An 11,480-nucleotide genomic window follows, 5' to 3' on the forward strand; every position below is an offset into this window, starting at 1 on the left:
TCTGCGCGCGAGGAGTACACACGGGCATTGCTCGAGGCGATTCCTGGTCGCGAGCTGCTCACGGGGTAAGGGTGCCGGCCGGGCTCCCGAAACCCTTCGAGAGCCCGGCTCATCGGCGTAGCGTGGATTCGTCCGAGGTGGTGCGGTGTGGATCGCGGGGTTGGAGACGCCGGTGGATCGAATCGATGCTGAACGGCTGGCCGAGCGGGAAGCGCGGCGGTGCAGGGCGGTGACCCCGGCAGCAAAGCGGCTCGCCGAGGTGCCGTGGCCGGATCGCAGCTGGCCGACGGTGCGCGGGTTGTATGTGACCGTGGGGGCCGCACTGTACGAGCGGTAACCTCCATGCCGTGACTGATCCGCTCCAGCCCCTGGTCGACCTGCCCGGCGTGCGCGAGGCCGCCGACAAGGCGCGCGACGCGCTCGCGGCCGTGCATCGGCACAAGTCGAACCGGCGTGGCTGGGCGACCACCGCCGCCGAAGCCGCCGTGCGGGCCGCCCGCTCCTCGGCGGCCATCGAAGGCGCGAGCACCGACCTGCCCGCCGACGGTCAGGTCAGTGACCCGGTGCTGGCCGGCGCGTTGCGGGTGGGTCAGGCGCTCGACGGCGACGCGCTCACCAATCTCGTCGGCACCTGGCGGCGCGCGCCCCTGCAGGCGCTGGCCCGGCTGCACCTGCTCGCCGCCGCCGACCTGGTGACCGACGGGCAGGAACTCGGTCGCCCGCGCTCGACTCCCGGCGTCGCCGAGCGGCTCGACATGCTCACGCAAACCGTCCAGTCGAGCAAGGCGCCCGCCCCGGTGATCGCGGCGATCGTGCACGGCGAGCTGCTGTCGTTGCGCCCGTTCGGCACCGGTGACGGTGTCGTCGCGCGCGCTGCCTCGCGACTGGTCGCGGTATCCAGCGGACTCGACCCGCACAGCCTCGGCGTGCCCGAGGTGTTCTGGCTGCGCCGCCGCCAGGCCTACCTCGACGCGGCCGCCGGATTCGGCATGGGCACCGCGGAGGGCGTGGGTGGCTGGGTGCTGTTCTGCGCGGGCGCGTTGGAAGACGGGGCCCGCGAGGCGAACTCGATCGCCGACGCCGCGGCCGGCTGAACCGGCCGTACACATCGAAACGGGCGGCGTTGTCGATTGCTCGACCTCACCGCCCGCTAGCACGGAACACCCGGTTACCAAGCGTGCAGGGTGGGTTGTGTTCGGTGGCCTCGGCGATCATCCCAGCCCCGCCGGTTCATCCCCGCAACCTGTGCGAGGCGTTCGCCGACGTTGGCTCGAATTTCGCAGGCCCACAACTCTTTCGGCCTTGTCGCGGCGCGCTCCGCGTGGGTGCCTGGTGTCCGTGCTGGGAAGGGTGGTATGGGAGGCGAAACCTTCTCTTCCGGCTCCGTCTTGGCCTTCCGTCCTTCCGTGACTCCATTCTTACACTGTGATGGCACTCACATCAAGGGTTTCGCGGGCATAACCGAATCCCGATGAATTCGGCGTGTCACTCGGAGATTCGTGCTGCAAGCGGCCGGTCAGCGTCGTTTGCGGAGCAGTCGGTAGCTGATCGCGCCGGCGATGATCGCGCTCAGTCCGACGGCCGCCGTCGCGGCGACAGTGGTGGTCGACGGCGCCTGGAATCGTGACCACAGCGACACCGGGTTGGAGAACGTGAGCACCGGCCAGCCGCGGCTCGCCGCCTCCTTGCGCAGCGCGCGGTCGGGGTTCACCGCGGTCGGGTGGCCTACGGCGCTCAGCATCGGCACGTCGGTCACCGAGTCGGAGTAGGCGTAGCACCGCGACAGGTCGTAGCCCTGCTCGGCGGCGAGCTTCTCGATGGCGGCGACCTTGCCCTCGCCGTAGCAGTAGAACTCGATATCGCCGGTGTACTTGCCGTCCTCGACGACCATCCGGGTCGCCTCGGTGTGCGAGGCGCCGAGCACCTCAGCTATCGGTCCGACGATCTCCTCGCCGGAGGCCGAGACGATCACCACATCGTGGCCGCGGATCTTGTGATCGGCGATCAGATCGGCGGCCTCGGCGTAGATCAGCGGGTCGACCAGATCGTGAAGAGTCTCGGCCACAATGGTTTTCACCTGCTCCACATCCCAGCCCGCGCACATGTTGGCGAGGTTTGCCCGCATCCGTTCCATCTGGTCGTGATCTGCACCGGAAAGCAGGAACAAAAAGTGTGCGTAGCTGCTCTCCAACACGGCTCTGCGGTTGAGCAGACCCTGCGCGTAGAACGGTTTGCTGAAGACGAAAGCGCTCGACTTCGCGATCACCGTTTTGTCGAGGTCGAAGAACGCGGCGACGCGCCCGCCCGGCACCGGGGCTCGGCCCGTTTTGCCGAGACTTGTGTCCGTAGGCGAGGTCTGGTCGCGTTCTGGCGTCACGTCAACAGGATAGGCACGACCTGCGCGCACCGCAGGATCGACTGCCCGCACCGTGGAAAAGGGTTTGCCCCGGGGACGCCGGGCGGCGCGAATCGCCGAAGAATGTCGGCGAATGCTACTTGCGCCCGCGGCAGGGGGTGGGTGTAGTATTGCTGGCACCTGGACTTAGTCCAGGCGCGTTCAGCCCGACCCCCCGGGGCTGAACCCGACGGCCCCAGCCTCCTCCCCCCCGGCTGGGGCCGTCCTCTATTTTCAGGACGATCGTCAAAGTTCTCCACACCCCCGAGTTATCCACAATCGGTGTTTTCGGGGTGTTGATGAACTCCTCGCTCGGCAACGCTGAGTCGCATGAACCCAGTCCCGATGCGCGGTGGCCCGCCACAGATCGCGCCCGCTCTCGTGCTCGTGCGTGATGAACGGCTGCGCGCGGAGGTGCGTCGAGTCGCGGCGGCCGCCGAGCGCGTCACCGAGGAACGGGTGATGCCGGTCGGCAGGCATGCGTGGGCCGGGGCAGGCATGGTCATCCTCGATACCGCCGCCGCTGTTGCCGCCGCCGTCGGCGGATTCCCGCGGCGGGCGGGCGTCGTCCTGGTCACCGAGGGGGAACCTGCCGTGCCCGACTGGCAAGCGGCGACGGCGGTGGGTGCCGAACGTGTTGTCGCATTGCCCTCGGCGGCTGTCGCACTGGTCGAACAGTTCGCCGAACACGCCGAATCCCGCACGGGTGAAGGGATAGTCGTCGCGGTGGTCGGCGCGGGAGGAGGTGCCGGCGCATCCACGCTCGCCGCGGCGACCGCGCTGCGCGGGGCCGCGCGGCGGGTGCGTCGCGACACGGTGCTGATCGACGGTGCCCCGCTCGACGGTGGGATAGATCTGGTGTTGGGCATGGAGAACGTGCCGGGCCTGCGCTGGCCGGACCTGATCATCGAGGACGGACGGGTGTCGGCTGCGGCGCTGCACAACGCGTTGCCCGTCGGGGCTCCCGGCTTGGCGGTGTTGTCCTGCGGCCGAGCGCGACCCGCCACCGGGGTGGGCCCCGGGCGATCACGACCCGACTCGGCTTCCGTGGCGCACGCGTCCGTCGGGCTGGCGCCGGCGGCGGTCCGTGCGGTCATCGAATCGGGCAGGGACGCAGGCGATCTCGTGGTCTGTGATGTGTCGTGTGAGCGTGGCCCGGCGGCCGACGCGATGCTCGACGCCGCCGATCTGGTCGTCCTCGTAGTACCGGCCCGACTGCGCTCCATCGCCGCGGCCGAAGTCGTCTCGGCCTATCTCGGAGAACGAAACCCCAACCGCGGCTTGGTCGTCCGTGGTCCCGCGCCCGGCGGGCTGCGCGGCGCGGAAGTCGCCGAACTTCTCGGATTGCCCCTTCTCGCCGCGGTCCGCGGGCAGGCCGGCCTCGCCTCCCGTCTCGAACGCGGTGGCCTGAGCGTCCGCCGGCGCGGCCCCCTGCGCGACGCCGCCGACGCCGTCCTCGCCATGGTCGGAGCCGAGGGATGACTACCCCCGTCAGCGCCCGGCGCTCCATCCGTCGTGCGGCCCTTCGGATGGACGGAGCCGGCGCGACATGACCTCCTTTGTGACCGTCGACCTCCTCGAACGCGTCCGTGAGCGCCTCGCCGAGCATCCGGGCGTGCCAAATGCCGCGCAGCTGGCGGCCGCGATCCGTACGGAAGCGGGCGGGGTGCTCGCCGACACCGATCTGCTCCGGGCCCTGCGCCTGTTGCAGACCGAGATGACCGGTGCGGGGCTGCTGGAGCCGTTGCTGCACGATTCTCGGGTCGCCGATGTACTCGTCACCGGGCCGGATGCGGTGTGGGTGGACCGTGGCCGCGGCCTGGAGCTGACCGATGTCCGCTTCGCCGACGAAGCCGCTGTTCGCCGCCTCGCCCAGCGCTTGGCCTCGGCCGCGGGCCGCCGCCTCGACGACGCTCAACCCTGGGTCGACGGCAAACTCGCCGGAACCGAAGCCACGCTGGGCGACGCATTCGGCGTTCGACTCCACGCGGTACTGGCCCCCGTCGCCCACGACGGCACATGCCTGTCCCTGCGCATCCTCCGCCCCGCGACCCAGGGCCTCGACGCGCTGGCGGCCGCTGGTTCGATTCCTCCGGACGCCCGTCGTCTGCTCGGCGACATCGTCCGCGCCCGCCTCGCGTTCCTGGTCGTGGGAGGTACCGGAGCGGGAAAGACTACGTTGCTCTCGGCCCTGCTCGCCGCCGTCGACCCTGCCGAACGAATCGTCTGCGTGGAGGACGCCGCCGAGCTCGCTCCGGTCCATCCACATGTTGTTCGGCTGGTTGCCAGGACGGCCAATGTCGAGGGGGTAGGCGCTGTTACGGTGCGCGACTTGGTCCGTCAGGCCCTGCGGATGCGCCCGGATCGCATCGTCGTCGGAGAGGTCCGTGGTGCCGAAGTCGTCGATCTCTTGACGGCCCTCAACACCGGCCACGACGGCGGTGCGGGGACCGTCCACGCCAACTCGCCCCAGGAAGTTCCGGCGCGCCTGGAGGCATTGGCGGCGCTCGGCGGGATGGACAGGGCGGCCCTGCACAGCCAGCTGGCTGCCGCCGTCCAGGTAGTCCTGCACGTTCGGCGCCGCTCCGACGGAACCCGTGCTCTGCACGAAATCGGGGTCCTGCACCGTGATTTCGAGGGAGTCCACATCACCCCCGCCTGGCGGGCGGACGACCACCCGACTCCCGCGTTCGGCGAACTCCACCGGCTGCTCGAGGTGCGTCTCGGATGAGTAACTCGGTCGCGTATGCGGTGGTGGCTCCGCGGGATTCGTGTCGCCATGAGCGAATTACAGCGGCGGGCAACTGGCTTCACAGGTCTACGCGCCATTCCGGGCGGTGGTCGGCGGGCGGGGAGGCGGAGCGGCGATCGCCGCGGGTAGTGCTCGGAGCTGCCGCCGGCGAGTGTGGCGAACGAGATGTGGGTTTCGGTGTGGAGGAGGCGGCCTCATGGGTAGTGCGTTGCTCTGTTGCGCGATCGCGGTGCTGGTGCTGCCTGTGGCAGGCGGTCAACGGCGGTTCACCCGGCTGTTCGCGCCGAGTGGGAGCACTGCGCGACAACGCGTGCCTGTGGAGTGGTGTGCAGGAATCGCGCTGGGGTGCACGGCGTTCATGTTCGGACCCGGCGTCGGGTCGGCCGCACTGATGCTGGGAACCACTGTGGCGGTCCGTCAACGGCGTGGTCGAGGTGACCGCGAACGACGGCGCGAATGCGGCTACCTCCTGGCCGGTCTCGAAGCTGTGGTCGGGGAGCTCCGCGTGGGCGCCCACCCGAGCGCGGCGGCCGAATCCGCCGCAGCCGAGTCGCGCGGCGAAGCGGCGCGCGTACTGGCGATCAGTGCCGGCCGCAGCCGCCTCGGTGGTTCCGGAGCCGACGGTTGGGTCCAGCCGGATTCGATTGTCGCCGAGGAACTGTCGCGAGTCGCCGCGGCCTGGCGGGTGGCCGAAGAGCACGGATTGGCGCTGGCGGAACTACTCGCCGCCGCCAGATCCGACCTACTCGGACGCATCCGCTTTCGCGACCGCACCGAAGCCGCACTGGCCGGCGCCCGAGCATCGGCCACCGTCCTGGCCGGCCTTCCCCTGGTAGGCATCGGCTTGGGACAACTGATGGGAGCTGCCCCGCTCACCATCCTGTTCGCTGCTCCAGCCGGGGAGCTACTTCTCCCGCTGGGCGCCGCCCTCGCCTGCTGTGGACTGCTGTGGACAGATGTCATCACCCGTAAGAGCACCGCCTGATCCGCACCGGACGGTGTCGAACGGACGGCGGTAGTGGACAACTCGTGTGGATGCCCTGTGGACAAATGTGCGTCGCCGCAAGAGCACAGCGTCACTCGGTGTGCGTCACGGCCCGACGGCAGGGCGGGAGTAGTCGCCGAATGCCTGTGGACAGATGTGATCACCGAACAAGACCACGCGCTGATCGCGGTGCCCCGCGTGGGGCAGTTCGGATCGGGGTGTGGATGGGTGTGGACCGAACTTCGAGGAGGGGATTTGCTGTGCAGGGGATGGATGGTGCTGCTGCGCCGGGGGCGTTGCTGATCGCGGCCGTGGCGATTGTGTTGCTACCAGGGCGAGTGGCCGTCAGTCGACGGGTGCGTGCGCTCGGTCCGACGACGGCCGGCGTCTCCGGGACGGCAGGTGACACCGCGAAGGTCGACCCGCTCGGGTCGGCGTCCGCGTTCGATCTACTGGCCGCGTGTCTCCGAGCGGGACTGCCGATGGCCGCGGCCGCGCGAGCCAGCGCGCCGACAGCGCCGCCGGTTCTTCGGGCGGCATTGCTCAGGGCCGCAGACCTTCTCGCGCTGGGCGCCGACGCGGCGACGGCATGGGAACGGGCGGCGGCGGATGCGGTGGGGTCGGCGGGCGCCGATGACGTGGAGTCGCTGGCCAGGATGGCGCGTCGTTCGGCGCGTTCCGGCGCCTCGCTGGCCGCGGCAGTCGGCGAACTCGCCACGCAACGCCGCGAAGCCGTGGAGGACGCTGCCGTCGCGCGTGCCGAACGTGCCGGCGTGCTGATCGGTGGCCCGCTCGGCCTGTGCTTCCTGCCCGCTTTCGTCTGCCTCGGCATCGTGCCGGTCGTTATCGGCCTCGCCGACCGCGTGCTCGGCGGCGGTGGGCTGCTGTGACCGGTTGCGACGGGGCCACCGAAACTTCACCGCGCGGATCAGCCGCGCGGTGCAACCAGAGAGGGGATCACGATGACGTTCGCGCACGCGGTATACCTGGGGGCCCGCACTCGAATCACGCGTCTGCTGCTCGAGGACGACGGCATGTCCACGGCGGAGTACGCGATCGGCACTATCGCCGCGGCGGCCTTCGGAGCCGTGCTCTACGGGGTCGTCACCGGGGACAGCATTGTCAACGCGCTGACCGGCATCATCGACAAGGCACTCAACACGAGCGTGTAAACCGCCGCGACACCGGCACTCTCGTGGCCGACGCGGGTGCGGTGACGGTCGAGGCCGCCATCGCACTCGCGGCCCTGGTGTGCGCCGTAGCCCTGTGTGTCGGCGCACTGCTCGCAGGATCCACCCAGGTCCGCTGCACCGACGCTGCCCGCGAGACCGCCCGCCTCGCTGCCCGGGGTGACACCTCGCGCGCGATCACCGCGGGACGATCTGTCGCCCCATCGGGCGCGACCGTCGAACTCCGCACCGAAGGCGATCGGGTGGTCGCCACCGTCGCCGCGAACACCCCACTCCTGCCCGGCCTGCGCCTTCGCGCCGAAGCGGTGGCCGCCACCGAGCCGGGAGTGGATCCGTGACAGCGATGCGCAGGTGCCGGCGGAGGGAACGGCTCGAGAAGTGAAACCGTGCGGGTCGAAGGATCGTAGGTCGTCGTGGTTCACGGCGGATGGAGGCGGGGCAACGGCGTTCGTGTGTGTGGCGTTGGCGGGGTTGATCTGCCTGACGTTGCTGGTGGGCCAGGTGGGTGTAGCGGTGGTGGCTCGGCATCGGGCGCAGGGGGCCGCGGATCTGGGCGCGCTGGCCGCGGCGGGTCTCTTGGCGGAGAGCGCGGAGGCGGCATGTGGGGAGGCCGGGGAGATCGCCCGGCGGATGGGGGTTCGAGTACGGCGGTGCTCGGTCGCGCAGTGGGATGTTGTTGTAGATGTCGAGGCGAATGTGTCAGCGGGAGTGTTCGGTATGCGCACTGTGCAGGCTTCGGCACGGGCGGGTCCGGTGGAAGAGAATGAGTGACGCGCAAGTGTTATCACTGGCCGGTGGTTGTTCCGCGCCGAACCAATTCGAATTAACCGGAAGTGCTTATGCGCTATTTCATGCGCATTCTTTGATCTGGGCGAGAAAAAAATGAAAAAAACGATGTAATCGCGCCCGTGGCTCCAGTTGGCTATGTGCCAGTTAATAGAAGAGTGGTCCTTTTTATTCGGACATGGGGCGTCGGCTGACATATCGCTGCTGGTCAGCAGTAATTCGGACGAGTGACCAACATTCTTCGAGTGCGATGTCTCGCCGGTCACGCCGCGAGCGTGCGGACATCATGAATCCGCAGGTAGCTCCCGATGAGCCCGCAGCTCGCCGAGAACGGCGGTCAGCAAGCGCGCGGCGGCGTCCTTGTCCAGGGGGTTGTTGCCGTTTCCGCACTTGGGCGATTGCACGCACGAGGGGCAGCCGTCCTGGCACGCGCAGCTGTGGATCACGCTCAGCGTGGCGGACAACCAGTCCGTGAGCTGGGCGAATCCGCGCTCGGCGAACCCGGCGCCGCCGGGCTGACCGTCGTAGACGAACACCGTCGGCGCGCCGGTATCGGGATGTTCGGCGATGGAGACACCGCCGATGTCCCACCGGTCGCAGCCCGCGACCAGCGGCAACATGCCGATGGCGGCGTGCTCGGCGGCGTGCAACGCGCCGGGAAGCTGTTCGTCGGAGATGTCCGCGGCGGCGAGCAGCCGGGGCGTGACGGTATACAGGACGGCCTTGGTGTGCAGGGTGTGCGCGGGCAGATCGAGCTCCACCTGGTCGAGCACCTCGCCGGTCACCAGGGTCCGCAGGTAGCCGACGACCTGGTTTGTCACCGCCACCTGCGCGGATGCAGCCGTGACCGCGCCGAGCACGCGCTCCTCGATCACCCCCTGAACGGTGATCGAGGTGATCTGCCGGGAACTGGTGGTGAAGCCGGGATCCACCTCGTTGACGAACGCGACACCACCCTCGAGGTCCAGTTCGTCGACCAGATAGGTCTCGCCCTGATGCAGATGGACAGCCCCCGTGTGCAGCGTGGCGGGTGCCCGGCCTGCGTCGGCGGTGCCGAGCAGGCGTCCGGTCTCGGCGTCGACGATCGCGACCGGCGAGCCGAGCCCACCGCGCACATCCACGTCGTCGTGCGGGTGGGTGTGCGCGGTGATGTGCCAGCGCGCACCCGCGCCGCGGGTGCCCGGCCTGCGCCGGATCAGGCCCTGATCGGCGAGGTCGGCGAGTACTTCGTCGGCTCTGAACTCGCTCGCCTCTTCGTCGGTGAGCGGCAGCTCCATCGCGGCGCACAGCAGTTGGGGGCCGAGGATGTAAGGGTTGTACGGGTCGGTGATGGTGGCCTCGATCGGCCGGTCGAGCAGCGCTCGCGGGTGGTGTACCAGGTAGGTGTCCAGCGGGTCGTCGGTAGCCACGAGCACCACCAGCGAACCCTGCGTCCGTCTGCCCGCCCGCCCGGCCTGCTGCCAGAACGAGGCGACCGTTCCGGGAAAACCGGCGATGACCACGGCGTCGAGGCCCGCGATGTCGACGCCTAGTTCGAGTGCGTTGGTACTCGCCGCGCCGAGCAATGTCCCCTGCGACAGCGACTGCTCGAGCTCCCGCCGGTCCTCGGCCAGATAGCCCGCCCGGTAGGCGGCAACCCGTTCCTGCAGCTCGGGGGCGGTTTCCGCGAGGACGCGACGGGCATCGAGCGCGATCAGTTCGGCACCGCGCCGCGAGCGAACGAAGGTCAGTGTCCTGGCGCCCTCGGCCACCAGCGCCGCCATGATCTTGGCCGCCTCGCTGGTCGCGGTGCGCCGCACCGGTGCTCCGTTCTCACCGGCGCGCATCGCGCTCAACGGCGGTTCCCACAGGGCGACGGTCCGGGCGCCGCGCGGCGACCCGTCCTCGGTGACAGCGGCCACCGGCGCCCCGATCAGCCTGCTCGCCGACGCGGCCGGATCGGCACTGGTCGCCGAGCACAGGATGAACACCGGGTCGGCGCCGTAGAACCGGGCGAGCCGACGCAGCCTTCGCAACACCAGCGCGACGTGCGAACCGAACACTCCTCTATATGCGTGGCATTCGTCGACCACCACATACCGCAGGTTGCGCAGCACCCGTGCCCAGCGCTGATGCGAACGGAGAATCCCGACGTGCAGCATGTCGGGATTGGTGAAGATCCAGCGGGCGTTGGCCCGCACCCACTGTCTGACCTCGGCGGGAGTGTCGCCGTCATAGCTCGCCGGATGCGCCTCTCGCAGCGGATTGTCATGGATCAGGCTGCCGACGGCGCGGAGTTGATCGGCGCCGAGCGCCTTGGTGGGGGAGAGGTACAGCGCGGTGGCGCGGGGGTCGTCGTGCAGCGCGGTGAGCACCGGTAACTGGTAACCGAGCGATTTCCCGGACGCGGTTCCCGTGCTCACCACGACGTGGTTTCCGGTCGCCGCGAGATCGGCCGTGCGGGTCTGGTGTTCCCACGGCAGCGTGATCTCCTGCGCGTCCAGGGCTGTGACCAGCTCCGATGGCACCCATTCCGGCCACGCGGTGGTGTGTGCGCGCCGTGCGGGCAGCTCGGCGATGTGGGTCAACGGGTTGCCGCCGGCAGCCGCCTCGGTCAGGACACGATTGAGCAACGATCGCCCATAGCTCTCGCCCGTATCGTGCTCTCGGACCTCGGTCCGGTCTGTCGGATTCATCCAGTCCTTCTCTCACGCGACACGCGAAGTGTGAAACGTGTGTGTGCGACAACCACTACCTGGGATTTCGTAACCCAGTAGCGATCTGGGTCACAGCATGTTTGCTGGAAGCTCACTCGGTTATCAAGAAGCAAACAGACCGAAAGTACGGATACACCCAATCTGTCCCTTACCTGCACATTCGCAAGATCATGAATTTTGCAAATAGTCGGTAACTCGACTGTCGAATTGCGCAGAGACATGGTTCACTGGGTCTCGGTCGCAAGCTTCTGTGTTCGAGGGACGGATCCAAGGTCCAAACCATCAGCAGGATCGTTGTTGCGAACGCCGTGCTCAGGATTTCCTTGCAGGGGGACCAACAGTACAGCGGTCGGAACGGGCCCGGTGGACGAACCCAGTTGTCCGCCGTTTCCGGTAGAAAGAGAAGGAAACAGAATGGCACAGGGAACTGTGAAGTGGTTCAACGCGGAGAAGGGGTTCGGCTTCATCGCGCCCGAGGACGGCTCCGCTGACGTCTTCGTCCACTACTCGGAGATCCAGGGCACGGGCTTCCGTACCCTCGAGGAAAACCAGAAGGTCGAGTTCGAGGTAGGCCAGGGCACCAAGGGCCCGCAGGCCACCGGCGTTCGCGCGCTCTCCTGAGCTGCGGAACACAACAACGCCTCGTCCCCCTCCTCCGCATGCGGAGGAGGGGGAC

12 protein-coding genes are annotated in these 11,480 nt (G+C 68.7%); 10 read left to right on the plus strand and 2 right to left on the minus strand.

Features of this window, described 5'->3' with window-relative positions; translation table 11 throughout:
• The first annotated feature begins 172 nt into the window (after window positions 1–172).
• Both ACFQ9R_RS32745 and ACFQ9R_RS32750 read left to right on the plus strand, forming a co-directional pair.
• Window positions 173–337, plus strand: coding sequence for a hypothetical protein (locus ACFQ9R_RS32745; RefSeq protein ID WP_378996366.1), 165 nt, complete (start codon window positions 173–175; stop codon window positions 335–337).
• A gap of 10 nt (window positions 338–347) precedes the next feature.
• Window positions 348–1,094 (plus strand): oxidoreductase, encoded by a 747-nt coding sequence (locus tag ACFQ9R_RS32750; protein WP_378996368.1) that lies wholly within the window; start codon window positions 348–350, stop codon window positions 1,092–1,094.
• 422 nt (window positions 1,095–1,516) lie between these two features.
• On the opposite strand, the gene ACFQ9R_RS32755 is transcribed toward ACFQ9R_RS32750, so the two are convergent.
• Complete coding sequence (locus ACFQ9R_RS32755) at window positions 1,517–2,311, minus strand: HAD-IB family hydrolase (RefSeq protein ID WP_378996458.1); 795 nt, start codon at window positions 2,309–2,311, stop codon at window positions 1,517–1,519.
• A 414-nt stretch (window positions 2,312–2,725) separates the two neighbouring features.
• Between ACFQ9R_RS32755 and ssd the strand changes: the two genes are divergently transcribed.
• The 7 genes from ssd (at window position 2,726) to ACFQ9R_RS32790 (ending at window position 8,093) form a co-directional block, all read left to right on the plus strand.
• Entirely contained in the window at window positions 2,726–3,877 is a 1,152-nt protein-coding gene (gene ssd, locus ACFQ9R_RS32760; protein ID WP_378996371.1) for a septum site-determining protein Ssd, read from the plus strand.
• 67 nt (window positions 3,878–3,944) lie between these two features.
• Window positions 3,945–5,126 carry a TadA family conjugal transfer-associated ATPase gene (locus ACFQ9R_RS32765; protein ID WP_378996373.1) on the plus strand — a complete coding sequence of 394 codons (1,182 nt, stop codon included), beginning with the start codon at window positions 3,945–3,947 and terminating at the stop codon, window positions 5,124–5,126.
• A 217-nt stretch (window positions 5,127–5,343) separates the two neighbouring features.
• Window positions 5,344–6,132: a type II secretion system F family protein gene (locus ACFQ9R_RS32770; RefSeq protein WP_378996376.1), complete on the plus strand. Its 789-nt coding sequence runs from the start codon at window positions 5,344–5,346 to the stop codon at window positions 6,130–6,132.
• A 269-nt stretch (window positions 6,133–6,401) separates the two neighbouring features.
• Window positions 6,402–7,022, plus strand: a complete 621-nt coding sequence (locus ACFQ9R_RS32775; RefSeq protein WP_378996380.1) for a type II secretion system F family protein — start codon at window positions 6,402–6,404, stop codon at window positions 7,020–7,022.
• 72 nt (window positions 7,023–7,094) lie between these two features.
• Window positions 7,095–7,304 carry a DUF4244 domain-containing protein gene (locus ACFQ9R_RS32780; RefSeq protein WP_378661791.1) on the plus strand — a complete coding sequence of 70 codons (210 nt, stop codon included), beginning with the start codon at window positions 7,095–7,097 and terminating at the stop codon, window positions 7,302–7,304.
• Between the two features lie 23 nt (window positions 7,305–7,327).
• Window positions 7,328–7,660, plus strand: a complete 333-nt coding sequence (locus tag ACFQ9R_RS32785; RefSeq protein WP_378996383.1) for a TadE family type IV pilus minor pilin — start codon at window positions 7,328–7,330, stop codon at window positions 7,658–7,660.
• Window positions 7,661–7,778: 118 nt separating this feature from the next.
• A complete protein-coding gene (locus ACFQ9R_RS32790) occupies window positions 7,779–8,093 on the plus strand; it encodes an Rv3654c family TadE-like protein (RefSeq protein ID WP_378996385.1) in 315 nt (104 codons plus the stop codon).
• 299 nt (window positions 8,094–8,392) lie between these two features.
• Here the strand turns inward: ACFQ9R_RS32790 and ACFQ9R_RS32795 are convergent, their stop codons facing one another.
• Window positions 8,393–10,783 carry a DEAD/DEAH box helicase gene (locus tag ACFQ9R_RS32795; protein ID WP_378996387.1) on the minus strand — a complete coding sequence of 797 codons (2,391 nt, stop codon included), beginning with the start codon at window positions 10,781–10,783 and terminating at the stop codon, window positions 8,393–8,395.
• 435 nt (window positions 10,784–11,218) lie between these two features.
• Here ACFQ9R_RS32795 and ACFQ9R_RS32800 point away from each other — a divergent pair, with 435 nt between their 5' ends.
• Window positions 11,219–11,425 (plus strand): cold-shock protein, encoded by a 207-nt coding sequence (locus ACFQ9R_RS32800; RefSeq protein WP_019044597.1) that lies wholly within the window; start codon window positions 11,219–11,221, stop codon window positions 11,423–11,425.
• Window positions 11,426–11,480 lie beyond the last annotated feature (55 nt).

Origin of the sequence: Nocardia sp. NPDC056541, assembly GCF_042794235.1 — a bacterium.
Taxonomy (GTDB): Bacteria; Actinomycetota; Actinomycetes; order Mycobacteriales; family Mycobacteriaceae; genus Nocardia.